Origin of the sequence: Pedococcus cremeus (assembly GCF_900111375.1) — a bacterium.
In the GTDB taxonomy this organism is placed as follows: domain Bacteria; phylum Actinomycetota; class Actinomycetes; order Actinomycetales; family Dermatophilaceae; genus Pedococcus_A; species Pedococcus_A cremeus.
The window spans coordinates 69727-94730 of sequence record NZ_FOHB01000009.1 but is presented as its reverse complement, the minus strand read 5'-3'; the positions used below and the strand labels follow the sequence as shown (position 1 = coordinate 94730).

20 protein-coding genes are annotated in these 25004 nt (G+C 72.5%); 9 read left to right on the top strand and 11 right to left on the bottom strand.

Features of this window, described 5'->3' with window-relative positions; translation table 11 throughout:
• Positions 1-31 precede the first annotated feature (31 nt).
• The 4 genes from BMW78_RS16850 to BMW78_RS16835 form a co-directional block, all read right to left on the bottom strand.
• On the bottom strand, positions 32-1117 hold the full coding sequence (locus tag BMW78_RS16850) for a DNA polymerase IV (protein WP_091762129.1): 1086 nt from the start codon (positions 1115-1117) through the stop codon (positions 32-34).
• A 20-nt stretch (positions 1118-1137) separates the two neighbouring features.
• Entirely contained in the window at positions 1138-2097 is a 960-nt protein-coding gene (locus BMW78_RS16845) for a quinone oxidoreductase family protein (RefSeq protein WP_091762127.1), read from the bottom strand.
• A 66-nt stretch (positions 2098-2163) separates the two neighbouring features.
• Positions 2164-2991 carry a uracil-DNA glycosylase gene (locus tag BMW78_RS16840; RefSeq protein ID WP_091762125.1) on the bottom strand — a complete coding sequence of 276 codons (828 nt, stop codon included), beginning with the start codon at positions 2989-2991 and terminating at the stop codon, positions 2164-2166.
• Positions 2988-4274, bottom strand: a complete 1287-nt coding sequence (locus BMW78_RS16835; protein ID WP_091762123.1) for an MFS transporter — start codon at positions 4272-4274, stop codon at positions 2988-2990. The genes BMW78_RS16840 and BMW78_RS16835 overlap by 4 nt, the downstream gene beginning before the upstream one ends.
• Before the next feature lie 103 nt (positions 4275-4377).
• On the opposite strand from BMW78_RS16835, the gene BMW78_RS16830 reads away from it, so the two are divergent.
• Both BMW78_RS16830 and pcrA read left to right on the top strand, forming a co-directional pair.
• Positions 4378-5664, top strand: coding sequence for an FUSC family protein (locus BMW78_RS16830; RefSeq protein ID WP_143056313.1), 1287 nt, complete (start codon positions 4378-4380; stop codon positions 5662-5664).
• 54 nt (positions 5665-5718) lie between these two features.
• A complete protein-coding gene (gene pcrA, locus BMW78_RS16825) occupies positions 5719-8166 on the top strand; it encodes a DNA helicase PcrA (RefSeq protein WP_091762119.1) in 2448 nt (815 codons plus the stop codon).
• A gap of 105 nt (positions 8167-8271) precedes the next feature.
• Here the strand turns inward: pcrA and BMW78_RS16820 are convergent, their stop codons facing one another.
• Positions 8272-9072 carry a M23 family metallopeptidase gene (locus tag BMW78_RS16820; RefSeq protein ID WP_091762117.1) on the bottom strand — a complete coding sequence of 267 codons (801 nt, stop codon included), beginning with the start codon at positions 9070-9072 and terminating at the stop codon, positions 8272-8274.
• 197 nt (positions 9073-9269) lie between these two features.
• Positions 9270-10208, bottom strand: coding sequence for a lipase family alpha/beta hydrolase (locus BMW78_RS16815; RefSeq protein WP_245735926.1), 939 nt, complete (start codon positions 10206-10208; stop codon positions 9270-9272).
• A 287-nt stretch (positions 10209-10495) separates the two neighbouring features.
• Between BMW78_RS16815 and icmB the strand changes: the two genes are divergently transcribed.
• Complete coding sequence (gene icmB, locus BMW78_RS16810) at positions 10496-10897, top strand: coenzyme B12-dependent isobutyryl CoA mutase small subunit (protein ID WP_091762113.1); 402 nt, start codon at positions 10496-10498, stop codon at positions 10895-10897.
• A 55-nt stretch (positions 10898-10952) separates the two neighbouring features.
• On the opposite strand, the gene BMW78_RS16805 is transcribed toward icmB, so the two are convergent.
• Entirely contained in the window at positions 10953-12845 is a 1893-nt protein-coding gene (locus BMW78_RS16805) for a CocE/NonD family hydrolase (RefSeq protein WP_091762111.1), read from the bottom strand.
• A 390-nt stretch (positions 12846-13235) separates the two neighbouring features.
• Between BMW78_RS16805 and BMW78_RS16795 the strand changes: the two genes are divergently transcribed.
• Both BMW78_RS16795 and BMW78_RS16790 read left to right on the top strand, forming a co-directional pair.
• Positions 13236-15290 carry a M4 family metallopeptidase gene (locus BMW78_RS16795; protein ID WP_091762107.1) on the top strand — a complete coding sequence of 685 codons (2055 nt, stop codon included), beginning with the start codon at positions 13236-13238 and terminating at the stop codon, positions 15288-15290.
• 187 nt (positions 15291-15477) lie between these two features.
• On the top strand, positions 15478-17004 hold the full coding sequence (locus tag BMW78_RS16790; protein WP_091762105.1) for a M4 family metallopeptidase: 1527 nt from the start codon (positions 15478-15480) through the stop codon (positions 17002-17004).
• Positions 17005-17111: 107 nt separating this feature from the next.
• Here the strand turns inward: BMW78_RS16790 and BMW78_RS16785 are convergent, their stop codons facing one another.
• On the bottom strand, positions 17112-17543 hold the full coding sequence (locus BMW78_RS16785; protein WP_091762103.1) for a hypothetical protein: 432 nt from the start codon (positions 17541-17543) through the stop codon (positions 17112-17114).
• A 63-nt stretch (positions 17544-17606) separates the two neighbouring features.
• On the opposite strand from BMW78_RS16785, the gene BMW78_RS16780 reads away from it, so the two are divergent.
• From BMW78_RS16780 to sucD, 3 genes are all read left to right on the top strand, one after another.
• Positions 17607-18641 carry a DUF3048 domain-containing protein gene (locus tag BMW78_RS16780; protein WP_143056312.1) on the top strand — a complete coding sequence of 345 codons (1035 nt, stop codon included), beginning with the start codon at positions 17607-17609 and terminating at the stop codon, positions 18639-18641.
• A gap of 136 nt (positions 18642-18777) precedes the next feature.
• A complete protein-coding gene (gene sucC, locus BMW78_RS16775) occupies positions 18778-19953 on the top strand; it encodes an ADP-forming succinate--CoA ligase subunit beta (RefSeq protein ID WP_091762100.1) in 1176 nt (391 codons plus the stop codon).
• A 35-nt stretch (positions 19954-19988) separates the two neighbouring features.
• Positions 19989-20882, top strand: coding sequence for a succinate--CoA ligase subunit alpha (gene sucD / locus BMW78_RS16770; protein WP_091762098.1), 894 nt, complete (start codon positions 19989-19991; stop codon positions 20880-20882).
• A gap of 83 nt (positions 20883-20965) precedes the next feature.
• On the opposite strand, the gene BMW78_RS16765 is transcribed toward sucD, so the two are convergent.
• Together BMW78_RS16765 and BMW78_RS16760 are read right to left on the bottom strand one after the other, a co-directional pair.
• The gene (locus BMW78_RS16765; protein WP_091762096.1) at positions 20966-22387 is read right to left on the bottom strand and encodes a hypothetical protein; all 1422 of its coding nucleotides are present in this window, start codon (positions 22385-22387) and stop codon (positions 20966-20968) included.
• On the bottom strand, positions 22380-22880 hold the full coding sequence (locus BMW78_RS16760) for an RNA polymerase sigma factor (protein WP_218144397.1): 501 nt from the start codon (positions 22878-22880) through the stop codon (positions 22380-22382). Before BMW78_RS16760 ends, BMW78_RS16765 begins: the two co-directional genes overlap by 8 nt.
• A 191-nt stretch (positions 22881-23071) precedes the next feature.
• On the opposite strand from BMW78_RS16760, the gene BMW78_RS16755 reads away from it, so the two are divergent.
• The gene (locus tag BMW78_RS16755) at positions 23072-24319 is read left to right on the top strand and encodes a cell division protein PerM (RefSeq protein ID WP_143056311.1); all 1248 of its coding nucleotides are present in this window, start codon (positions 23072-23074) and stop codon (positions 24317-24319) included.
• A 42-nt stretch (positions 24320-24361) separates the two neighbouring features.
• Here the strand turns inward: BMW78_RS16755 and BMW78_RS16750 are convergent, their stop codons facing one another.
• A complete protein-coding gene (locus tag BMW78_RS16750) occupies positions 24362-24922 on the bottom strand; it encodes a PadR family transcriptional regulator (protein WP_091762090.1) in 561 nt (186 codons plus the stop codon).
• Between the last annotated feature and the right edge of the window lie 82 nt (positions 24923-25004).

The window sequence follows — 25004 nt, the reverse complement described above, 5'->3', positions numbered from 1 at the left end:
GCGGCCGCCAGGAAGTCTGCACGTCAGGACGTCAGCCCGCCGCCCGCGGGTCGCGCGCCGTCCTGCGCGTCTGGTCGTCGTAGCCGCCCTCGGGCGGCACCATCTCGGCCCGCACCCCGAGCAGCCGGATGGGCCGGTCGTCGTGGAGCGCCCGCAGCAGGTCGAGGGCGGTGTCGCCGATGAGGCCCGGGTCGTAGGTCGGCTCGGCCAGCTTGCGGCTGCGGGCGACGGTGAAGAACGGCGCGAAGCGCACCTTGAGGTGCACCCGCATGCACGGACGGCCTTCTGCCGCAATGTCCTTGACGACCTGCTCGGCGAGCGACCCGATCGCCGTGGCGATCTCGGCGGGGTCGCTGAGGTTCTGCTGGTAGGTGACCTCGCGGCCGTGCGCCCGGGGGATGTAGGGGGTGTCGTCGACCGTGGCGCTGCTGACCCCGCGCCCGAGGCGGCCGTAGTAGGGACCCATGCTCGGTCCGAACTCCGCGGCAAGCCGGTCGGGGTCGGCCGCCGCCAGGTCACGCACGGTCTCGACGCCCAGGCCGGCCAGCCGCGCGCCGATCCGGCTGCCCACCCCCCAGAGCGCCGTCGTCGGCCGCTCGCCCATCACCTCGAACCAGTTGTCGCGGGTGAGCCGGAAGACGCCCTGCGGCTTCCCGAAGTCGGTGGCGATCTTGGCGCGGATCTTGGTGTCCCCGATGCCCACCGAGCAGTGCAGGTCGGTGGCGGCCAGCACGTCGGCCTGGATGCGCCGGGCACACGCCTCCGGGTCGTCGGTGTCCACGCCGACGAACGCCTCGTCCCACCCGAGCACCTCGACCACGGCGCCCGGCTGGGCCCGCAGCGTGTCCATCACCTGCTGCGACGCCGCCTCGTAGAGCGGCGCGTCGACCGGCAGCAGCACCGCCTCAGGGCACTTGCGCACGGCGACCTTGAGCGGCATGCCCGAGCGCACCCCGAACTCGCGCGCCTCGTAGGACGCCGTGGAGACGACGGCACGCTCGGTGGGGTCGCCGCGGCCGCCGACGATCACCGGCCGGCCGCGCAGCTCGGGGCGCCGCAGCAGCTCGACAGCAGCGATGAACTGGTCGAGGTCGACGTGGAGCACCCAGGGCGACATGGGCCCATCCTGCCGGGACGTCAGGGGATCAGCAGCAGCTTTCCGGTCGTGCGGCGTCCCTCGAGGTCGTCGTAGGCGCGGGCCGCCTCGTCCAGCGGGTAGCGGCCGCCGACCTCCAGGTGGAGCCGCCCCTCCGCGAGGTCACCGAGCACCGAGCGGGCGCGCGCCAGCAGCTCCTCGCGCGTGGCGATGTAGTGGCCGAGCGTCGGCCGGGTCAGGAAGAGGGAGCCGCCGCGGTTGAGCCGCTGGATGTCGAACGGCGGGACCTGGCCGCTGGCCGCACCGAAGAGCACCATCATCCCGCGCGCCCGCAGCGAGGCGAGCGAGGCGTCGAAGGTCGCCTTGCCCACGCCGTCGTACGCGACGTCGACCCCCGCTCCACCGTTGGCCTCGCGGACCGCGGCGGCGAGGTCGTCGACCTGGGAGTAGTCGATCGTCGCCGTCGCGCCGAGCCGGCGCGCGATCTCGAGCTTGTCCGGCGACCCGGCGGTCGCGATGACCCGGCCGCCCTTCGCGGTGACCATCTGCACGAGCAGCTGGCCGACGCCGCCCGCCGCGGCGTGCACGAGGGCCACCGTGCCCGGCCCCACGGCATACGTGTCGGTCACGAGGTAGTGGGCGGTCATGCCCTGCAGCATCGCGGCGGCCGCGACGTCGAGGTCGAGCCCGTCCGGCACGGGCACCAGGTCGTCGACCGACCGGTTGACGACCGTGCCGGCGGCGCCGAGGCCCTGGCCCCACGCCACCCGGTCGCCCACCGAGAGCCCGGAGACGCCCTCGCCCACCGCCGTCACCGTGCCCGCGCCCTCGGAGCACGACACGAACGGCGTCTCGATCGGGTAGACGCCCTCGCGCTGGTAGACGTCGATGAAGTTGACGCCCACCGCGGCCACCTCCACCTGCACCTCACCTGGGCCCGGGTCGGGCACCTCCACGTCCTCGACCGTCAGGACCGAGGAGTCACCGTTGCGGGGAACCATCAGGGCGCGCGCAGTCGTCGTCACGCGCTCGACTGTATGCCGCGTGGCCGGCCCACGCTCGGCCGGTCAGAGGCGGGCGATGACCTCGTCGAGCATCGCCTCGGTGAGTTTGCCGGTGAAGGTGTTCTGCTGGCTGACGTGGTAGCTGCCGACGAGGTTCACCTCTCGCCCCTCGTCGGTGACGAGACGTGCCTGCGCGCCGTGGCCGAACCGGGGCTTGGGCCGCGGCACGTCCCAGCCGACGCGCCGCGCGCTCGCGAGTGCGGCGTCCCAGCCGATGGAGCCCAGGGCGAGCATCGACCGCAGCCGGGGCGCGGCCAGCTGCAGCTCGCGGTCGAGCCAGTGGCCGCAGGTCTGCCGCTCGGTGGTGCTCGGCTTGTTGGCCGGCGGGGCGCAGCGCACCGCGGCGACGATCCGTATGCCGTGCAGCTCCAGCCCGTCGCCGCTCGCCCAGCTGCGCGGCTGGCTCGCGTACCCGCCGCGGTGCAGCGCGGCATACAGCCAGTCGCCGCTGCGGTCGCCGGTGAACATGCGCCCGGTGCGGTTGGTGCCGTTGGCCGCCGGGGCCAGGCCGACGACGAGCACCTCGCCGTCGGGGTCGCCGAAGCCGGGCCCGGGCCGGCCCCAGTACGGCTGGTCGGCGAAGGAGGCACGCCGGCCGTGCACCGCGACCTCCTCCCGCCAGGCGACGAGGCGCGGGCAGGCCCGGCACACCGAGACGCGGGCGTCGAGCTCGTCGGTGCCGGCGGCGCCTGCTGCCAGCCGCTCCACCTGGGCGGGGGTGCTGGCGACCGGGGTGTCGGCGGTGGCCGGGTCGCCCGGCCAGCCGGTGCCCGGCGGCACGGGGGAGGGGAAGGGATCTCCTGTGACCGGGTGGGGCAGCGGCACGCTCACGGCTGGGACCCCGGGGTCGCGGGGAGGCCGGGTGACGTCGCACCACCGGCAGGCGCGACGGGTGGTGCGGTCAGGCTGCGGACGCCGGGGAAGCTGAGGGCGAAGAGGGTGGTGAGCACCATGACGACCCCGCAGGCGATGAGCGCCGGGTGCGGTCCGAAGGACTCGGCAGCCGGGCCGGCCATGACGAGGCCGAGCGGACCCAGCATCAGCGAGCCCAGGGCGTCGTAGGAGCTCACCCGCGACAGGGCCGCGGGCGGGATCTCCCGCTGCATGGTGGTCTGCCAGAGCACGGTGAAGAGGTCGAAGCACACGCCCAGCACGAACGCGCTCGCGACGACCAGCCACAGGGGTGCGCTGCCGCCGAGGAGGAGGTAGGGCGGGGCCGCCCCGAAGCTCAGGAGCGTCACGGCGAGGATGGGGCGACGGGGCCGGATCCGCATCGCGATGAGCACCCCCACGATGAGCCCGATGGCCTCGCCGGTGAGGACCGCGGTCCACGCCTTCGGGCCGCCGAGCTCCTGCCGGGCGACGACCGGGCCGAGCACGAGGTGGGCGGCCTGCCACACCATCACGAGCACCGAGAACTGCACGACGACGACCCAGAGCCACTGGCGGCTGCGGAACTCCTGCCAACCGTCTCGCAGGTCGCCGAGGATCGTGCCGGACACCGCCTCGTCGGCCCGGGCTCGCGGCAGGGCCAGGAGGGAGACCAGGAGGCCGCCCACGGCAAACAGTGCAGCGGCCATGAGCAGGGCCCAGCCGCCACCCACCGCGACGACGACGACACCACCGGCGACCAGGCCGGCCACGCGGGCGATGTTGCCGCCGAGCCCCAACAGGGCGTTGCCCTGCTGGAGGTGGGCGGCGGGCACGACGTCGGGCACGATGCCGGTGAGGGCCGGCCAGACCATCGCGGTGGCGGTGCCCGACACCGCAGCGGCGCCGGCCAGGGCCCAGGTCGGCGCCTGCTCGCCCAGGATCATCAGTCCCAGGCCGACGTGGGCCACGGCGTTGACCCACTCCGCGGCCTGCAGCACGCGGTGGCGCGGGTACCGGTCGGCGATGACCCCGCCGGCGAGCGTGAACACCACGACGGCGACCGACTCGGCTGCGAGCACCAGCGACAGGGTCGTGGGCGTGGCACCGGGCAGGTCGAGGATACCGAACGCCAGGGCCACCGGGGCAAAGGCGATCCCGAGCATCGAGAGGGTGCGTGCCGAGAACAGGAACGCGAAACGGCGGTCGCGGAGGATCCCCACGTCGCTGCGGTAGTCGTGCACGACCCCACGCTACGGGTGGCTGCAACCGGAATTCGGCCACCGCCGGCCCGGTCCGGCCACCGCAGCCGTGCGCAGCCCGGCCGCCCGTGCCACCCTGCTGCCCGTGGCGGACCGGCGTCAGCGGTGGCAGTCAGCGGCGGAGCGCGCCGCCGACCTGGCCTGGCCGACCCGCCCGCGCACCTGGCGCGACCTGCCGACCCGGCTGCGCGGCACCCTCTCGGAGGTGCTGCGGCTGACGACCGCCGCGGTGCTCTCCTGGCTGCTCGCGTGGCAGGTGACGGGCACGAAGTACGACCTCACCAGCTCGCTGACCGCACTCCTCGTGCTGCAGGCCTCGGCCTACTCGACGGTGCGGATGGGACTGCTGCGGGTGGGCGCGGTGCTGACGGGCGTGCTCGTCGCCGTCGGCTTCTCGACCCTGGCGGGCCTCACCTGGTGGAGCCTCGGCGCGGTGATCGCCGCGTCGCTGCTGCTGGCCAAGGTCTTCCGGCTGGGCGCGCAGGCTCTGGAGGTGCCCATCAGCGCGATGCTCATCCTCGGCGTCAGCGCCCCCGACCTCGTGGCCGAGGCGCGGGTGGCGCACACCCTGGTGGGTGCGGCGGTCGGGGTGCTCTTCAACTTCGTGCTGCCCGGGGCGGTGCCCAACCGCAGGGCCGGCAACGAGGTGCTGCGGGTGGCGTATGCCGCCGCCGAGTGCCTCGACGGCGCCTCCCGGACGCTCGCCGCGGGCCAGGTGACGCGGCGCGACCTCTCCGAGTGGGCGGAGCGGGCCCGGTCGGTCTCCGGCCCCCTCGCGGTCGCCTCCCGGGCGGTCAGCCAGGTCGAGGAGTCGCGCAAGCTCAACCCGCGCGCGCTCGGCACCCGCAGCGTCGAACCCGTGCTGCGCAGCGGCCTCGACCGGCTCGAGGGTTGTGTCATCGCCATCCGCGCCCTCTTCGTCGTGCTCATGCAGGAGCTCCCCGACGAGACGCCGTCGGCCGAGCAGCGTCCCGACCGTCCCGGCTCACCCGCCTACGACGAGGACGCACGCAGGGCGTTCGCCGTGGTGCTCGACGACATCGCCGACTGCCTGCGCGGGTTCGGCCAGCTCGTCCGGGCCGAGGCCGAGGGCAACCTCGAGGAGGCCGAGCGGGCCATGGCGTCGAGCCTGGAGATCCTGCGCGAGACCCGGGCCATCCTCACCGAGCTGCTGATGAGCCGGCCGAGCAGCGACGCCGGCCTGTGGCTGCTGCGCGGCTCCATCCTCGCCGCGGTCGAGCAGGTGCTGGTGGAGCTCGACCTCGAGCGCCGCTTCCGGCAGCGCGAGGAGTGGCAGCGCAGCTCGGCCCTGACGCTGCCGCGCCTGACGGGGCTCGAGGTGCGCCTGCCCCGGAGCCGCCGCGCCCGGTGACGACTGGGCAGCGTGGGGTCGGTGTCGCCCCGGCAACGTAGGCTTGGGCCCAACATGAGCACGCTCTTCGACGACCTGCCCTTCCCCCGCCCGACCTCCTCCACCGAGGCCGCCCGCGACGCCGAGGTGGACGCCGCAGGCGTGCCCACCTGGGCCGCCGCAGCAGCGGCCGGTGAGGGGCCCGACGGTCCCGGCGCGCGGCACACCGACCCCGAGGAGCTGCTCACCGGGCTGAACCCACAGCAGCGCGAGGCGGTGCTCCACGAGGGGAGCCCGCTGCTCATCGTCGCCGGCGCGGGGTCGGGCAAGACCCGTGTGCTCACCAACCGCATCGCCTACCTGCTGGGCGCCCGCGGGGTGCAGCCGGGCCAGGTGCTGGCCATCACCTTCACCAACAAGGCGGCCGCCGAGATGCGCGAGCGGGTCGCGGCCCTGGTCGGGCCCCGCGCGCGCTCGATGTGGGTCATGACGTTCCACTCGGCGTGCGTGCGCATCCTGCGTCGCGAGGCCGCCAAGCTCGGCATGAAGTCGACCTTCTCCATCTACGACGCGGCCGACAGCCAGCGCCTCATGGCGATGGTCATGCGCGACATGGACCTCGACCCCAAGCGCTACCCGCCCCGCTCGTTCAGCCACCAGGTGAGCAACCTCAAGAACGAGCTGGTCGACGAGGAGACCTTCGCCTCGCGCGTGGCCGAGGGCACCCACCAGGAGCGGATGCTCGCCGAGGCCTACGCGAGCTACCAGCGCCGCCTGCGGCAGGCCAACGCGCTCGACTTCGATGACCTCATCATGACCACGGTCAACATCCTCCAGGCCTTCCCCGACGTCGCCGAGCACTACCGCCGCCGGTTCCGGCACGTCCTCGTCGACGAGTACCAGGACACCAACCACGCGCAGTACCAGCTCGTGCGCGAGCTGGTCGGGGGCTACGACGCCGGGGTGCCGGGCGGTCGCCAGTCCGGTGGAAGCGGTCCCGACGGCCCGACGGTGCCACCTGCCGAGCTCGTGGTGGTCGGCGACGCCGACCAGTCGATCTACGCCTTCCGCGGCGCCACGATCCGCAACATCGTCGAGTTCGAGGAGGACTACCCGGACGCCCGGACCATCCTGCTCGAGCAGAACTACCGCTCGACCCAGACGATCCTGCAGGCGGCCAACGCGGTCATCGCCAAGAACCCCGAGCGGCGCAAGAAGAACCTGTGGAGCGACTCCGGTGACGGCGCCCGCATCGTCGGCTACGTCGGCGACTCAGAGCACGACGAGGCCGCGTTCGTGGCGCGGCAGATCGACACCCTCGGCGACCAGTACGGCGTGAAGCCCAAGGACGTCGCGGTGTTCTACCGCACCAACGCGCAGTCCCGTGCGCTGGAGGAGGTCTTCGTCCGGGTCGGCCTGCCCTACAAGGTGGTCGGCGGCACGAGGTTCTACGAGCGGCGGGAGGTCAAGGACGCGCTGGCCTACCTGCGGGTGATCTCCAACCCCACTGACACGGTCAACCTGCGCCGCATCCTCAACGTGCCCAAGCGCGGCATCGGCGACCGCGCCGAGGCCTGCGTCGCCGCGCTCGCCGAGCGGGAGCGCATCCCCTTCATCGCGGCCCTCGGGCGGCCCGAGGACGCCCCTGCCATCGCGACGCGCTCGGTCACCGCGATCAAGGGCTTCACGAGCCTCCTCGAGGAGCTGCGCGAGGTCGCCGAGCGCGACGACACCGGCGTGGGCGACCTCCTCGAGGCGATCGTCGAGAAGACCGGCTACCTCGCCGAGCTGCGGGCCAGCCACGACCCGCAGGACGAGACCCGCATCGAGAACCTCGCCGAGCTGGTCGCGGTCGCCCGCGAGTTCGACGAGAACCGTGCCGAGACCGGCGAGGTCGCCACGCTCGAGGACTTCCTCGAGCAGGTCTCGCTCGTGGCCGACGCCGACGAGATCCCCGACAGCGAGGAGGCGGAGGACCTGGGCGTCGTCACCCTGATGACCCTGCACACCGCCAAGGGCCTGGAGTTCCCGGTGGTTTTCCTCACCGGCATGGAGGACGGCACCTTCCCGCACATGCGGGCGCTCGCCGACAACCGCGAGCTCGAGGAGGAGCGCCGGCTCGCCTACGTCGGCATCACCCGCGCCCGCGAGCGGCTGCACATCTCGCGGGCGGCGGTGCGCTCGGCCTGGGGCGCCCCGCAGTACAACCCCGCCAGCCGCTTCCTCGACGAGATCCCCGAGCACCTCGTCGACTGGCAGCGCACCGGCGACGCCCAGGTGGCCTCCCGCGGGTCGGCCCCGGCGGTGGCCCGCCTGGCGGCCCGGCCCGGGGTCCGCTCACCCGGCAACCGCAAGGTCATCAACCTCGACGCCGGCGACCGGGTCACCCACGACTCCTTCGGCCTCGGCACCGTCGTGCGCGTCGAGGGCGAGGGCGACAAGGCGATGGCCCACGTCGACTTCGGCGCCGACACCGGGGTCAAGCGGCTGCTGCTGCGCTACGCCCCGCTCGAGAAGCTGTAGGACTCGAGAAACTGTAGGACGCGAGAGCGCCCCTCGGGCCGGGGGTCCGAGGGGCGCTCTTCCGTGCGCTGAGCGCGGGTCTGTCAGCTGTGGGGGTCCGTTGCCCTACTGGATGCCGTGCGCGTGCAGCCACGGCGCCGGGTCGATGGCCCCGCCGCCGTCGGGGTGGATCTCCAGGTGCAGGTGCGGCCCGGTGGAGTGACCCGTGTTGCCGCTGCGGGCCACCAGGTCGCCGGCCTCGACCTGCTGGCCGACGGTCACGTTGAAGGAGTCGAGGTGGGCGTAGTACGAGACGGTGCCGTCCCAGTACTCGATCTCGACCTTGTTGCCGTAGCCGCTCTCCTGGCCCACGAAGGTCACGGTGCCCTTGGACATCGCGACGACCGGCGTGCCGACCGGGCAGCCGAAGTCGTTGCCCTGGTGCATCCGGCCCCAGCGCATCCCGTACCCCGAGGTGAAGGCGGCACCGGCGATGGGGGAGACCCACCGGCGCTCGGCCTTGCGCTTGGCCTCGGCCGCGGCAAGGGCCTTGGCCTTCGCCGCAGCGGCGGCCTTCTTCGCGGCGGCGGCCTTCTGCTGCTTCAGCAGTGCGGTGCGCGCCTGGTCACGCGAGGCGCGCTGCTCCTCGACGACGCGGGACTGCGAGGCAGCCATCTTCAGCTCGAACGACTGGCGCGCCTCGAGACGGTCCGAGCGCGCCAGGGCGGCCGACTCGGCCTTCGCCCGGGCCTGCGCACCGGTCAGGTCGAGCCCGATCGGGGCGGACTCCGCCATCGACGCGCCGGTCGCCGTCAGCACCAGCGTCGCGGCCGCGGCGGTGGGCAGGACGAAGCCGGGGCGGAAGGACTGCGGGATGCGGCGACCGTTGCTGGAGCCGCGGTGGCGGCCCTCGTAACGAGAACTCACAGGAGGGTTTACCTTCACGTGCAGGGGACACGGGAAAGGCGAGACTAGTGCGTTACCTAGTCGTTATGCAAAGCGCCCCACGCTGTTCGCCGCGCGGTTTCCCCCTTTTTGGGGTACATCGTCTCCACCGTTCGGATGAGGCAGCCCTCCGCGGGAGTGACGAGGGACATGGCCCGAGGGGGCCATTGCAGGCCTGGTCAGCGGCGCCGGCTCCTGGCAGGCGCCGGCAGGGGAGTGACCCCCGAGGTGACCGTGTGACCTTCGGAGTCGAGGTGCGCGAGCGTCGTCGAGATGCCGTGCACGACGCTGCCGAGGATGGGCAGCGACATGTGGCCCACGCCGTGCAGGTCGATGTTCTGGACGCTGAGGTCGGGGTGCTCGAGGGCGGCGTTGCGCTGGGGGAAGATCATCTGGTCGAGGTCCGACCAGTAGGCGACGAAGCGGGTCCGGCACCCGCTGACCGGCTGGGCCAGCTCTCGCATCAGGGCGCTGCCCGGCCGCAGCTGCCGGGTCAGCTCGCTGTGCCAGCCGTATGCCGTGAACGTCCCCTGGTGTGGTGTGCCGAGCGTGACGAGGCTGTGCACCCGCTCGTCGCCGCCGAGCCGGGTCACGTAGTAGCGGGCGATGAGGCCGCCGAGGCTGTGGCCGACCACGTGGATCCGCTCGTAGCCGGTCTCGGCGACGAGCGCCTCGACCTCCTCGGCCAGTCGCGCCGCCGCAGCCCGAACGTCGGACGTGAGCGGCGAGTAGTTCATGGTCGTGACCCGGCCGAAGCCGCGCCGGCGCAGGCCGAGGCGCAGCAGCGTGAAGATGGAGTGGTTGTCGACCATGCCGTGCACCAGCAGGATCGGCGTGCCTGCCGCCTCGACGTCGGAGATGACCAGGCCGCGCTGCACGGGGGGCAGGTGCTCGACGCGGTAGCCGTGCTGGCTGTCGGCGCCGTGGCGCATCAGCAGGCCCGACGGGTAGAGCGCCAGGTGGGTGGTCAGCCAGGCCGCCTCCACGGCGGCGCCCACGAGGCCGGTCGGCGTCGCGAGCGCCCGGACCGCGCCGCCCACGACGTCGTCGGTGGCTGTCGCGGCGCCCCCGAGTGTCCGGACGGCCCGAGCTGCGGCGTCGGCCGCACGGGCCCACACGGCCTGGACCGGACCGCGTGCGGGCTGCGGCTCCTCGGCGCCGGCCCGTCGACTGCGCGCGGAGGCCACCGGGGAGGGCCGCATCGTTGCGGCCGCCGGCCGGCGTGTGCGAGGAGGGCACAGGCTCTGCGACATGGTGCTGCCGACCGTAGCCGGTCCGCACCGGATGCACGCGGGCAGATGGTAACAATTCGGACGTGTCGCCCCTTGGGCCCACGGCCGCTCCCTGACGTGGCGCCCCTCACCCCCGCTCCCTCCGGAGGCCGCTGGACGGCTAGTCTGCGCCCATGACTGAGACCCCAGTGCGTGTCGTGGTGGCCAAGCCCGGTCTCGATGGCCACGACCGCGGCGCCAAGGTTGTCGCCCGCGCACTTCGCGACGCGGGCATGGAGGTCGTCTACACCGGCCTGCACCAGACGCCGGAGCAGATCGTCGAGGCCGCCATCCAGGAGGACGCCGACGCCGTCGGCCTGTCGGTGCTCTCCGGGGCCCACATGACCCTCTTCGCGAAGGTCGTCGAGCTGCTGAAGCAGCGCGACGCCAGCGACATCGTCGTCTTCGGCGGCGGCATCATCCCCGAGGGCGACATCCCCGAGCTCGAGAAGCTCGGCGTGGCGAAGGTCTTCACCCCGGGCGCGACGACCACCGAGATCGTCGAGTGGGTGCGGTCCTCGGTCAGCACCGACTGACCGAGGACGCCCACCGTCCCCGTCGGGGGCGAGTGTCTCGTCGGGCGCAGCCGGGTCAGGGGACCACGGGCAGGCTGAACGCGGCCGGCCGCAGCGGGTCGGCGCGCACCGTCACCGGCTGCACGGCATACGCGTTCTTGTAGGCGGCGTCCGTGCTCGCGAGCACGAGCCGGATGCGGTGCCCGGCCTCGACGCGGTGGACCACCGCCGGGAGCTCGAGGTGCACCGGCTGCGTCACGTCGGCGACGCGGACCGGGCTGATGAGCTTGTGCACGAGCGTCTGGCTCCCGTCGGGGGCGACGTCGTACATCTTCGCGAAGACCTGCAGCTGGCCCGCCGGGCCGGTCGCCTGGGTCGCCGCCACCGCGGGTGACTCGAAGCGCACGTCGAGCGTCGGCGAGCCGACGATGGTCGTGGCGCTGGTCAGGGCCGGCGTCGTCCAGGCCCCGAACGTGCCGGGGGTGTCGTAGGGCGTCGTCACGCCGTCGGGGAGGTCGACGGCGCCCTCGAGGGCCGAGACCTCCGAGTAGGACGCGAAGGCGCCGGCGCCGGGGTTGGACCAGCTCTTCGAGCCGGGCAGCACCGCGGCCTTCGAGGACACCAGCTCGTCGGCGGCCGAGAGGTACCACGTCTGCCGGGTGCCCACCGGGTAGGAGCTCGCGCTGCCGTAAGCGGGCGCGGCGCTGCCGGTGTAGTCCACCCAGTCGCGGAAGTAGGCGAACTCGGGCCCGGTGGGCGCCGAGGTGCCCTTGAGGTAGTGGTCGAACCAGTCCTTGATGCGCTGGCCGAGGTAGGTGCCCTCGATGTCGGCGCCGGTGAGGTCGAGCTCGCCGGGTGCCGCTCCGCTGCGCCCGTTCGTGCCGCCGGAGTGTCCCCACGACTGCCACGCCATGGCGACGTCGACCCCGCGCTGCTTCAGCCCGCGGTAGGTGGCGACGGCCTCCTGCAGGTTGAACAGGGTGTCGTTCTCGCCCTGGATGAGGAACGTCGGCACGCGCACGTCGTCGAGGTAGTGCGCCACCGAGACGCGGTCGGTGAGCCGGTAGGTGTCCTCGGTGGGGAAGCCGAGCGTGTCGAGGGTGGCCTTGGCCTTGCACGCCTCGAGCACGAAGTTGGGGCAGCCCACGTTGCGGGTGGGGTCGATGGTGGCGCCGGTGAGGCCGTCGGCGATGCCCACGCCGAAGAAGAGGGAGACCCAGCCGATCTTCTCCGTGCCCGGGTTGGAGCTCGCGTAGGTCGTGCCGGTGGTGAAGCTGGTGTTGTTGGGGGCGAGGGAGTACCGCAGGTCGTTCCAGGTGATCAGTGGCACCAGGGTGTCGACGCGCGGGTCGACGGCGGCGGTGGCGAACTGGATCTGGCCACCGTAGGAGCCGCCGATCATGCCGACGCGGGGGTCGTGGGTGGCCGCGTCGTCGAGCGTGGTGAAGTCGACGGTCAGCGTGCCAGGCCCGGCGGGCACGCCGCCGAGGTCGGCCGAGTCGTATGCCGCGGACGAGCCGCCGCCGAGGAACGTCACCAGCGACCTGGCGGCGATGCCGTCGACGCCCGGGTCGTCGAGGCTGATCTTGCAGCCGCTGTCGGGGAAGCCGAGACCGGTGTAGGAGAGCACCGTGTAGCCCCGCTGGGCGAAGGCCCGGCCGATGCCGGCCTGGTCGGCCTTGCTGCCGCCGAACCCGTTGGTCGTGAGGATCGCGGGCACCCGGTGGTCCGGGCCGGCCGAGTGCGGCCGGTAGAGGTCCGCGTCGATGGTGCAGGTCTGCGGCTGGCCGAGGTCGTTCCTGCCGGCGGGCACGGTGAAGGACAGGCCGGTGAAGGTGTCGACGGCGTCGAGGGCAGGCGCACTGCCCTTCGGCGAGGCTGCCACGGGCTGGGCGGCGACGAGCCCGACGCCGGTCAGGGTGGCGAGCGCCGCGAGGGCGAGGCGCAGCCGCGAGGACGGACGGGTCATGTCAGGGACCTCCCAGGGGCAGGGGCTGTCGACGGTGACGGCCCTCTGGCACGACAACGACGTCACGGGCGACGGGTTACGCGGGGAGGCCGCAGTCCGGTGCATGAGACGTGGCGACCACGGCGTGGACCCCGCACGCTCAGCCGGGTGGGCCGGGTGACCGGCTCTTTGCCGCCGCATGACCGGAGAGGTCCGAAAAGCCTTGTCTGCCTTGTGTTTCCTCGCTTTTGGCAAAGTCTTCGCCACGGCCATTGACCGGCGACCGCGCCGTCGGTTGGGTCATCCCGACGCCGAGCCCGCGGTGCACCCCGCCGAGTCATGAGGGGCCCGACGTTCCTCGAGGCCCGCCACACCAGGCGACGGGCCCACCCACCCTGAGGAGAACCACCCGTGATTCGACTGTCCACCGGCGCTGCCTTCGGCGTCGCCCTGGCCGCGGCTGTCGCGGCGCCCCTGTCTAGCGCAGCGGCGGCGCCGTCCTCCGCGCCCTCACCCGGCACCCGGCCCGCCGTCGCCGCGGAGCAGGCGCAGGCCGACCACCAGCGCCAGGCCATGGGGATGTCCAGCGACGAGAAGCTGACCGTCCGCGACGTCGTCGTCGACGCGGACGGCACCCGCCACGTCCGCTACGACCGCACCTACAAGGGCCTGCGCGTCCTCGGCGGCGACTTCGTGGTGCGCAAGAGCGCCACCGGCGCCACCGAGCACGTGCAGTGGAACGGTAGCGGCAAGGCGGCGGTCGCCTCGACGTCGCCGTCCGTCGCGGAGGCCACCGCCGAGCGTTCCGCAGCCCGCCGCGCGGGTTACACCCCGAAGAGGAACGACGGGGAGCTCGTCGTCTGGGCCGGGGAGAAGACCCCGCGCCTGGCGTGGGACGTCGTCACCGAGGGCGTCCGGGCCGACCAGACCCCCAGCCGGCTGCACACCATCGTCGACGCGGAGAGCGGCGCCGTCATCACGGCATACGACGAGGTGAAGAACGGCACCGGCAACTCGATGTACTCGGGCACGGTCACCCTCAACACGACCTCGTCGGGCTCGAGCTGGCTGCTCAAGGACACCAACGGCAACTACACGACCGACCTGAACGGCGCCACCAGCGGCACCGGCACCCAGTTCACCGACGCCGACAACGTCTGGGGCAACGGCTCGACGTCGTCGCGGCAGACCGCTGGCGTCGACGCGGAGTACGGCGCCGAGAAGACCTTCGCGTTCTACAAGAACGTGCTGGGGCGCAACGGCATCTGGAACAACGGGACCGGCGCGCGCAGCCGGACGCACTACGGCAACGCCTACAACAACGCGTTCTGGGACGGCACCCAGATGACCTACGGCGACGGGGCCAACAACGCCAAGCCGCTGACATCCATCGACGTCGCCGCGCACGAGATGAGCCACGGCGTCACCGAGAACACCGCCAACCTCAACTACTCCGGCGACGCGGGCGGCCTGAACGAGGCGACCTCCGACATCTTCGGCACCGCCGTCGAGTGGTACGCCAACAGCTCCGCCGACCCGGGTGACTACCTCATCGGCGAGAAGATCGACATCAACGGCAACGGGACCCCGCTGCGCTACATGGACAAGCCGAGCAAGGACGGTGCCAGCCAGGACTGCTGGACCACCGGCACAGCCGGACTCGACCCGCACTACTCCTCAGGGCCGCTGAACCACTGGTTCTACCTCGCCTCGGAGGGCTCGGACGCCAAGACGATCAACGGCGTCAGCTACAACAGCCCGACCTGCAACGGGTCGACGGTGACCGGCGCCGGCCGGGACGCCATCGAGAAGGTCTGGTACCGCACCCTGTCGACGAAGCTGACCTCCGGGAGCACCTACGCCAACGCCCGGGAGGGCGCGATCGCCTCGGCGAAGGAGCTGTACGGCGCCTCCAGCGCCACCTGCACCGCGGTGGAGAAGGCCTTCAGCGCCATCGCCGTTCCGGCCGGCTCGGAGACCTGCGGTGGCTCGACCCCGCCGCCGTCGGGGACCAACCTGCTCCTCAACCCCGGTTTCGAGTCGGGCGCCGTGAGCTGGACGGGCACGTCCGGCCCCATCACCAACAACAGCGGCCGCCCGGCCCGCACCGGCTCGTGGAAGATGTGGCTCGGCGGCAACGGCACCACCGCGACCGAGACCGAGCAGCAGAGTGTGAGCATCCCGTCGACCGCCACCTCGGCGACGCTCAGCTTCTGGATCCGCATCGACACCTCGGAGTCGGGCAGCACCGCCTACGACACCGCCAAGGTCCAGGTCGTCGACGGGTCGACGACGAGCACGCTGGCGACCTACTCCAACGCGAACGCCAACAGCACCTACGTGCAGAAGTCGTTCGACGTCACCGCCTACAAGGGCAAGACCATCGCGGTGAAGTTCCTCATGAACGAGGACTCCTCGCTGCAGACGTCGTTCGTCGTCGACGACACCGCCCTCACCGTCGGTTGAGCGCGCCGGGCCGGCAGCCACGCCGTGCTGCCGGCCCGGTCGCGTTCGCCCGTCCGGTTCGTCTGGACTTGTCCAAGGTTCAACCAAGATTCCGCTTCGACCATTGATCGGACCCACACCCGGGGGTGAGGGTCGCCCCACCCGTCGCGCCCACCCGGTGCGGCCCTGCTCGCAAGGAGCCCTGTTCGTGAACCGACTCTCCGCCGGCGTCGCCTTCGGTGCCGTCATCGCTGCAGCCCTGGCCGCCCCGGCCGCGACCGCCCAGGCCCGCCCGTCGCACGGCGACGTGCCGCCCGCCGTCACCGCCGAGCAGGCCCGCGTGGCCGACGCCGCCAAGGCGCTCGGCCTCTCGAGTGGACAGGCCCTGCAGGTCAAGTCCGTCGTGACCGACGCCGACGGCTCGCGCCACGTGCGCTACGAGCGCACCTTCCGGGGCCTGCGCGTCATCGGTGGTGACCTCGTCGTCGACCGCGATGCCCGCGGCACCACCAAGAAGGTCTACTGGAACTCCTCCCGCAGCGTCGACGTCGCCTCGACGACCCCGAAGCTGCGCGCGCCGAGCGGCTCCAGCGAGCTGGTCGTGTATGCCGCCGAGGGCTCGCCCAGGCTCGCCTGGGACACCGTGAAGCAGGGCGTGAAGGCCGACCAGACGCCGAGCCGCCTGCACACGGTCACCGATGCCGTCACGGGCGCGAAGCTGGACTCCTGGGACGACATCGTCAACGGCACCGGCAACTCGATGTACTCGGGCACCGTGACCGTCGGCAGCACGCTCTCGGGCGGCTCCTACCTGCTCAAGGACACCGTCGGCAACTACACGACGGACCTCAACGGCGCCACGACCGGCACCGGCACGCAGTTCACCGACGCCGACGACATCTGGGGCAGCGGGACCATCAGCTCCCGCCAGACCGCGGCCGTCGACGCGCAGTACGGCGCCGAGATGACGTTCGACTACTACAAGAACGTCCAGGGCCGGAACGGCATCTGGGACAACGGCACCGGCGCACGCAGCCGCGTCCACTACGGCAACGCCTACAACAACGCGTTCTGGGACGGCACCCAGATGACCTACGGCGACGGGGCCAACAACGCCAAGCCGCTGACGTCCATCGACGTCGCGGCCCACGAGATGAGCCACGGCGTCACCGAGAACACCGCGGGGCTGGTCTACCGCGGCGACGCCGGTGGCCTCAACGAGTCGACCTCCGACATCTTCGGCACGGCCGTCGAGTGGTACGCGAACTCCTCGGCCGACCCGGGCGACTACCTCATCGGCGAGAAGATCGACATCAACGGCAACGGCACCCCGCTGCGCTACATGGACAAGCCGAGCAAGGACGGCCGCTCGCAGGACTGCTGGACCTCGAGCACCAAGAACCTCGACCCGCACTACTCCTCGGGTCCGCTGAACCACTGGTTCTACCTGGCCTCCGAGGGCTCGGGCGCCAAGACCATCAACGGCGTGAGCTACAACAGCCCGACCTGCAACGGCTCGACCGTGGCCGGCGCGGGTCGCGACGCGGCGGCGAAGATCTGGTACCGCACCCTGGCCACCAAGCTGACCTCGCGCAGCGACTACAAGGCCGCTCGTGAGGGCGCCATCGCCTCGGCCAAGGAGCTGTACGGCACCGGGTCCGCGCAGTGCGTCGCGGTCCAGAGCGCCTTCGCGGCCATCGCGGTGCCGGCCGGCACCCAGACCTGCACCAACTAGCACCGCCCACGGCAGCGCCCCCGGTGCCGTGACCGGGGGCGCTGCGCTGTCTGCAGGCTGCAGGCTGCAGGCTGCAGGCAGCGCAGGGAACAGATGTGCCGCCGGGGTCACCGGCACACGGTGCGCGCACCGGTGGTCCCGAACAGGTCCTGGAACAGGTGGGTGACGACCGCGTTGCCGTCGACCGCCTCGAGGTCGCCGAGCCGGGTGGAGCCGCGCGGCGTCTGCAGGACGACGACCAGGTCGTCGGGGTTGGCGTAGGTCGTCGCGGCCGAGCCCTCGACGCGCGAGGCCAGGGTGGTCAGGTCCTGCAGGGCCGGCCGGTCGAGGGTGCACGGTGCTCCTGCGCCCCGCCCGGTGGCGGACGCCCGGCCGGACTCCTCGACCACCACCCGCTGGTCGAGGCCCGCGACACCGCCCTTGCGCAGCAGGGTGACGGGGAAGGTCTCGCCGGCCGGAGCGTCCGACCCTGAACCGCAGGCGGCGGCCAGGAGGACGGCAGCCAACGGGGAGGCGAAACGCACGGGGGACAGGCGCACTCGCCCATCCTGCCCAGCGCGTCCGGGCCTCGCACCCCAGGGGACGCACCTATCGTGAGCGCCATGAGCAGCCCGGTGTGGGGCATGAACCGGCGCACGACCCGGGCGGTGCTGGCCGCCTTCGCCGCCGTGGTCGCCGTGGCGGTCGTAGGCCTCGGGCTGCGGTCCTGCTCCGCCGGACCCGCGACCACCGCGACCACGTCGCCCACCGCTTCGCGGACCGCCTCGCCGTCGACGACCGCGCGCACCGGGCCGCTCAGCGGCCGGGCGCTGGCGGTCAAGATCGACAACACCGAGAGGTCCCACCCGCACATCGGCATGGCGCAGGCCGACGTCGTCTACGTCGAACCGGTCGAGGGCGGCCTGACCCGGCTGCTCGCGGTCTTCTCGAGCGCGATGCCGAAGGAGGTCGGGCCGGTGCGCAGCGCCCGCGAGTCCGACCTCGCGATCCTCGGCAACTACGGACCGGTGGCCTTCGCCTACTCCGGCGCGTCCCACTACACCGAACGCCTGCTGGCCAAAGGGCGCGAGTTCAACCTCAGCTACGGCGCCTCCACCCAGGGCTTCCGCCGCGAGCCGTCACGGCCGGCGCCCTACAACGTCATCGGCGACCCGAAGGTGCTCCTCGCCCGGGCCAAGGGGAGCGTGGTTCCCAAGGACCCCGGCTTCGTCTTCGGCGCCGCGCCGGCCGGGGGTGCGAAGGCCACCGAGGTGGCGACCCGGTGGCCGGCCTCGCGCGTCTCGTTCACCTGGGACCCCCGCCGCAAGGAGTACCTCCTCACCACCGACGGCAGGCCGGACGTCGACCCCAAGGGGAGGCAGTACGGCGCGGCAACCGTGGTCGTGCAGGAGGTGCCGACCCACTCGTCACAGAACAGGGACGTGCGGGGAGCCCCCACACCGGTCGTCACCCTGACCGGCAAGGGCCGGGTCACGGTGCTGCGGGGCGGGCAGACGTGGCGGGGCACCTGGTCGCGCACGTCCCTCACCGCGCCGACCTCCTTCACCGGCTCGTCCGGGAAGCCGCTCACCATGGCCCCCGCCGGCACCGTCTGGGTGCTCTTCGTGGCCCCCGGGCAGGCGGTCACGGTCCGCTGAGCCGCACCCCGCGGCATACCCGTCGGTAGCGTGAGATTGGTCGCTGTCGGCGACCCGGACGGGCGTCCGCGTGCGGCGGAGGACTAGTCTCGGTCGACGGACCACCCCCTTCGCAGACGAGGACGGATAGACACCCGTGGATCTCTTCGAGTACCAAGCGCGCGACATCTTCGAGGCGCACGGAGTGCCGGTGCTGGCCGGCAAGACCGCGACCACTCCCGAGGAGGCCCGCGCGGCCGCCGAGGAGATCGGCCCCAAGAGCGGCGGCGTCACCGTCGTCAAGGCCCAGGTCAAGACCGGCGGCCGCGGCAAGGCCGGCGGCGTCAAGGTCGCCAAGACCGCCGACGAGGCCGAGCAGCACGCCCGGGCCATCCTCGGCATGGACATCAAGGGCCACACCGTGGGCATCGTGATGATCGCCCAGGGCGCCCGCATCGCCGAGGAGTACTACTTCTCGCTGCTGCTCGACCGGGCCAACCGCTCCTACCTCGCGATGTGCAGCAAGGAGGGCGGCATGGAGATCGAGCAGCTCGCGGTCGAGCGCCCCGAGGCCCTCGCGAAGGTCGCGGTCGACCCCAACGCCGGCATCGACGACGCCAAGGCGCAGGAGATCGTCGACGCGGCCGGCTTCGACGCCGAGACCGGCGCGAAGATCGTGCCCGTCCTGAAGTCGCTCTGGGAGGTCTACCGCGACGAAGACGCCACCCTGGTCGAGGTCAACCCGCTGGTGAAGACCGAGGACGGCGACATCATCGCCCTCGACGGCAAGGTCACCCTCGACGCCAACGCCGACTTCCGCCACCCCGACCACGCGGCCCTCGAGGACAAGTCGGCCACCGACCCGCTCGAGGCGATGGCCAAGGAGAAGGACCTCAACTACGTCAAGCTCGACGGCTCCGTCGGCATCATCGGCAACGGCGCGGGCCTGGTCATGTCCACCCTCGACGTCGTCGCCTACGCCGGTGAGGAGTTCGGCGGCCAGAAGCCGGCCAACTTCCTCGACATCGGTGGCGGCGCCTCCGCCGAGGTCATGGCCAACGGCCTGCACATCATCCTCGGCGACCCGCAGGTGAAGTCGGTGTTCGTCAACGTCTTCGGCGGGATCACCGCCTGCGACGCGGTGGCCAACGGCATCGTCGGCGCGCTGGAGAAGCTGGGTGGCGAGGAGAACAAGCCGCTCGTCGTGCGCCTGGACGGCAACAACGTCGAGGAGGGCCGGCGCATCCTCGCCGAGTTCAACCACCCGCACGTGATCATCGAAGAGACCATGGACGGCGCCGCCCGCAAGGCCGCCGAGCTGGCCTCCAAGTAAGCCCCGGCGAAGCGACAAGAGAGCGACTCACAGCAATGGCAATCTTTCTCGACGAGAACTCCAAGGTCATCGTCCAGGGCATGACCGGCTCCGAGGGCATGAAGCACACCCAGCGCATGCTCAAGTCCGGCACCGACATCGTCGGTGGCGTCAACCCCCGCAAGGCCGGCCAGCAGGTCGACTTCGAGGGAGGAACCACCGTCCCCGTCTTCGGGACCGTCGCCGAGGCGATGAAGGAGACCGGCGCCAACGTGTCGGTCATCTTCGTGCCTCCGGCGTTCGCCAAGTCGGCCGTCATCGAGGCGATCGACGCCGAGATCCCGCTCGCCGTCGTCATCACCGAGGGCATCGCGGTCAAGGACACCGCCGAGTTCTTCGCCTACTCGCAGGAGAAGGGCACCACCCGCATCGTCGGCCCGAACTGCCCCGGCCTGATCAGCCCCGGGAAGTCCAACGCCGGCATCATCCCCGCCGACATCGCCGGTGGCGGCCGCATCGGCCTGGTCTCCAAGTCGGGCACGCTGACCTACCAGATGATGTACGAGCTCAAGGAGTTCGGCTTCTCCACCGCGGTCGGCATTGGCGGTGACCCGATCATCGGCACCACCCACATCGACTGCCTCGAGGCGTTCCAGAACGACCCCGAGACCGACGCCATCGTCATGATCGGTGAGATCGGTGGCGACGCCGAGGAGCGGGCCGCGGCCTACATCAAGGACAACGTGACCAAGCCGGTCGTCGGCTACGTCGCGGGCTTCACCGCCCCCGAGGGCAAGACGATGGGCCACGCCGGCGCCATCGTCTCCGGCTCCTCGGGCACGGCCGCTGCCAAGCAGGAGGCCCTCGAGGCCGCCGGCGTCAAGGTCGGCAAGACGCCGTCGGCAACCGCCCAGCTCATGCGCGAGATCATGCAGGGCCTGAAGAAGTAACCTCTGCCGCAAGGCGTTTCGCGAGGCCGTCACCCCAGTTGGGTGACGGCCTCGCGTCGTTGATGGGTATGCCGCGTGCGCGCCTACCGCTGCCGGGCCAGCACGAGGAGCCGGTCAAGCTCCGGGAAGCCCAGCTTCGGGTTCGGGACCTTCGTCAGCACGATGGTCGTCATGGCGCCCGGGGTCTGCTGGGCCGTGACCCCGACCCACTCGGTGAGCGTCGGCGAGCCGTCCTTGAACACGGTGTCGAGGCGCCAGGTGCCCTCGGTCGGGCCCGGCGTCGCCTTCACCGTGCCGTTGCCGAAGGTGCAGCCCTTGCCGTACAGCGCCTTCGCCTCGGCCAGCCGGGCCTGCACGAAGGACTGCTGCTGCGCGCTGCTCGTGGAGTCGTCGAGCCGCACCCGCTGCTTGCCGATGTAGTTGGCCTGGCCACTGCCGCTGCGGATCGAGACGATCCCGTAGCGGCCGCCCACGCCGGCCTGGAACTGGTCGGTCTCGCACTGGGCGATCGACGCCGAGCCCTCCTGGGCGCCGAGGCCGGCGTAGGTGCGGGCGCCCTGGGTGAGCTCCTGGGACGACCACTGCGAGGCCGGCACGAAGAGGCTCGAGGAGACAGCCGGCTGGGAGCCGACGACCGGCATGTCCTCACCGCTCGGCTGTGCGGTCGTGCCGGTGGGGCCCGAAGGGGTGGAGGTGGTGCCGCTGCCGTACCGCTCGAGCCGCGCGGTGGCGATGGCCGCGAGGCGCTCGACCTCGGCCCGCTCGAACTCGGTCTTCGGGTGGTCCGGTTCCGTCACCGTGAGCACGGCCACCTCGTTGCCGGCGTGGGTCACGGCATACCAACCGGAGCCGGCGTCGCCGGCGGTGTAGGTGTAGAGGCGGGGCCAGCCGGTGGTCTGGACGCCCTTGACGGCGAACTGGCCCTGCCGGCACGCGCCGATGGACCGCGCCATGGCATCGGCCACCTTCTGGGCCTCAGTCGATGATCCGGCCGTCCAGCGGGTCTGGCCTCCCTGGATGTTGCCTGCCCCCGAGAGGAGTGTCTCGGCCTCGCGAGGCGTCCCGCCGTTCGGGCCCAGACACAGGTCGGCCTCGTAGCTGGTGACCGTCTGCACCTCGAAGGCGGTCGACCAGCCGAGCGCCAGCTTCCACTCCTTGCCGAGCGGCAGGGCGCCGGGCTCGGCCAGGTAGGGCGAGACGGCCTGCCGGTCCAGCGGGGTGGTCGGGGCGGTGGTGGGCGCGGTCGTCGTCCCGGTCGCGGGCGGCACGGGGTGGGTGGCGTTGTCGCCGCCCAGGGCCGAGAAGCCGATGACCGCGGCGACCAGTGCTGCTGCCGCGGCGCCGGCGGTCCAGCCGAGCATGGTCCGGCGGCGCCGGGCGCGGCCGCGGGCCTTGACGAACCGCACGTCGGCCAGGGGGAGGGCGTCGACGTCGGTCTTGAGCGAGCCCAGGGCCTCCCGGACGTAGTCGTCGTCGGCTGGAGTCCAGGTGTCGGTCTCAGCCATGGTGGGACTCCTCGTGGCGCAGGGCCGCGGCCAGCTGGGCGCGGCCGCGGTGCAGGCGGGCCTTGACGGTGCCTGCGGGGGTGTTGGTCTCGTGGGCGATCTGCTCGATGCTCAGGTCCCCGATGTAGTGGAGGGTGACGGCTTCCCGCACGGGGTCGGGGAGGGTGCGCAGGGCGGCGACCACGGCCACCCGGTCCTCCGTCGGTGGACCGGTCGCGGTGCTGCTGCTCTCGCCGTGCCGCTCGTAGGCGCGTTCCTGGCTGCCCTGCTTGCGCCAGGCCGAGATCGCCAGCCGCCGCGCCACGGTGCGCACCCAGGAGAGGGGGTCGTCGTAGGCGTGGACGGTGGGCCACTGCTGCCACGCCCGGGCGTACGCCTCCTGCGTGCAGTCCTGGGCCAGGGTGAGGTCGCCCGTCGACGCGTAGACGAGGTGGACAACCCGGCGTGCCGTGCCCCGGTAGAACGCGTCGAAGTCAGCCTCGGTGCCCTGCATCGGCATCGCCTGTTCGCCGCCTCTTCCGTGGTCCGGTGGTTGGTCCGGTGGTGGTCCGGTGGTGGTGGTGTGCTGTCACCCGTGCAGACGCCGCTGCCCGCGAGCCGGTTGCGCCTTTCCTGCCATTTTCTCGCCCGGGCTCGGCGTTGCAGCCGGGGAGCGCCGTCGTCCTCGGCGACCATGGAGCCCTGATGAGTGTCATGGATCTGCTGCGTGGTGTCCCGTCCCAGACGAGTGGGGGAGGGACACCCGACGGGCAGACCCCGTGGCACCGGCCGCTCCTCGCCGGTGCCGGCACGGCCCTCGCCTCCGCCCTCGTCGTCGTGCTGCCCGCGCTGGTGGCCTGGGTGGCCAGCCCGCAGAGCACCGTCGCGTGGACCGACGCCCTGGGCGTGGGTGCGAGCCTGTGGCTGCTCGCCGGTGGTTCGTGGCTGCGGGCCGGCACGGCCAGCATCGCGTTCGTCCCCCTCCTGCTGACGGCCGGCGTCGTGGCGGCTGCCGCGTGGGGTGCGCTGCGCAGCGGCAGGGAGGTGGTCGAGGGCCACCGGACGGCGGGGCACCGGTGGGGCCTGCTGCCGCCGCTGCTGGTGCGGGTCCTGGGCCTGTGGGCCGGCGGGTATGCCGCGTGCGCGGCCCTGTGGGCGGCCGCCGCCTCCGCGTCCTCGCTCCGGCCCCAGGTGCTCGGGCTCGTGCTGCCGCTGGTGGTCGTGCCGGCCGCCGCGGTGGTCATCGCTGCCGGGAGGCTCGTCGCCCGCGACCGTGCGCTCGCCGGTCCCCGCTGGCGACGCCCCGACTTCCTGCCCGACGTGGTGCGACGCGCCGTGCGCCCTGCCGCGGTCGGTGTCGGTGCTCTCCTCGCCACCGGCACGGCCGTCGTGGTGCTCGTGGTGGTGCTCCGCTTCGGCCAGATCAGCCACCTGCATGACGAGCTTGCCGCCGGGGTCGTGGGAGGCGTCGTGCTGACCCTCGCGCAGGTGCTGTGCCTGCCGAACCTCGGCCTGTGGGCGCTGTCCTTCCTCGCCGGCACCGGGTTCTCCGTCGTCGAGGGCGCCTCCACCACGTGGACCGGGTCGCGCTCGGCCCTGATGCCCATGGTGCCGGTGCTGGGTGCTCTGCCCGACCCCGGCGCGTTCCCGGGGTGGCTGCCGGTGCTGGCCCTGGTGCCCGTCGCCGTCGGAGCCCTCGTGGGCTGGCGCTCGCTGCGGTCGCTCGCCCTGCTCTCGACCACCCGCACCAAGCTGCTCGTGACCGGCACCGCGGTGGCGCTCACCGCCGGGGCCATCGGCCTGCTCGACCTGCTGGCCGGCAGCTCGCTCGGCTCCCAGCGGCTGTCGCACATGGGTGCCCCAGCCGGTGCGATGACCGTGGCCCTGCTCCTCGAGCTCGCGCTCGGCGCGGGCCTCGTGCTGGTCTGGGACCGCTGGCGCCTGCGCCGCTGAGCCGCCCTGGCCTCCGCAGGGGCTCCCGACCGGGTCCGCCCGTCAGCCCAGCCGCTGCAGCATCCAGTCGCACCACTCGACGGCTGCCCGCCGGGTGCGCACGCCGCCCTCGAGGGTGAGCACGCTGGCGAACAGCGGGTGGGACCGGTCCTGCGCCTCCGGCTGCCCGGCGATCGACGACAGCTCCGCCTGGTAGGCGTGCAGCGCCTCCTCGTGACCCGCCCGGGCCTGCCGCACGAGGCCCCGGGCCGTCTCGGGCTCCACGGTCCACACCGACCACAGCCGCAACGTCTCGAGGTCGCGCACCGGCTGGGGCTGGGCTTCCTCGCCCACCCACGCCCGGAGGGCCGCCATGCCGGCCGGCGTGACGGCATACCGCTTGGTGGGGCGGGGTCCTGCCCCGTCGACGACCTGGTGCACCACCAGTCCGGCCCGCTCGAGCCGGGCCAGCTCGGGGTAGATCTGGCTGTGCCGGGCGCTCCAGAAGTACCCCACGGGTCGCTGCATGCGCCGGGCCAGGTCGTAGCCGGTGCTCGGGGCCCGGGCGAGCAGGCCGAGGAGCGCGCAGCCGAGGTGGGAGGGGGTGGACGACGTCGCGGGCATATGTCAATCTTGACATATGCGGAGGCGGGCGGGGGTGGTGACGGCACTGGCCGTCGCGGTGTTGCTGGGGGCATGCGGGGGA

What these genes read in the sequence shown, in the direction of transcription:
- BMW78_RS16850 (WP_091762129.1), bottom strand. Translation starts at nt 1,117, where the DNA reads ATGTCGCCCTGGGTGCTCCACGTCGACCTCGACCAGTTCATCGCTGCT.
- BMW78_RS16845 (WP_091762127.1), bottom strand. Translation starts at nt 2,097, where the DNA reads ATGGTTCCCCGCAACGGTGACTCCTCGGTCCTGACGGTCGAGGACGTG.
- pcrA (WP_091762119.1), top strand. Translation starts at nt 5,719, where the DNA reads ATGAGCACGCTCTTCGACGACCTGCCCTTCCCCCGCCCGACCTCCTCC.
- icmB (WP_091762113.1), top strand. Translation starts at nt 10,496, where the DNA reads ATGACTGAGACCCCAGTGCGTGTCGTGGTGGCCAAGCCCGGTCTCGAT.
- BMW78_RS16805 (WP_091762111.1), bottom strand. Translation starts at nt 12,845, where the DNA reads ATGACCCGTCCGTCCTCGCGGCTGCGCCTCGCCCTCGCGGCGCTCGCC.
- BMW78_RS16780 (WP_143056312.1), top strand. Translation starts at nt 17,607, where the DNA reads ATGAGCAGCCCGGTGTGGGGCATGAACCGGCGCACGACCCGGGCGGTG.
- sucD (WP_091762098.1), top strand. Translation starts at nt 19,989, where the DNA reads ATGGCAATCTTTCTCGACGAGAACTCCAAGGTCATCGTCCAGGGCATG.
- BMW78_RS16765 (WP_091762096.1), bottom strand. Translation starts at nt 22,387, where the DNA reads ATGGCTGAGACCGACACCTGGACTCCAGCCGACGACGACTACGTCCGG.
- BMW78_RS16760 (WP_218144397.1), bottom strand. Translation starts at nt 22,880, where the DNA reads ATGCAGGGCACCGAGGCTGACTTCGACGCGTTCTACCGGGGCACGGCA.
- BMW78_RS16755 (WP_143056311.1), top strand. Translation starts at nt 23,072, where the DNA reads ATGAGTGTCATGGATCTGCTGCGTGGTGTCCCGTCCCAGACGAGTGGG.
- BMW78_RS16750 (WP_091762090.1), bottom strand. Translation starts at nt 24,922, where the DNA reads ATGCCCGCGACGTCGTCCACCCCCTCCCACCTCGGCTGCGCGCTCCTC.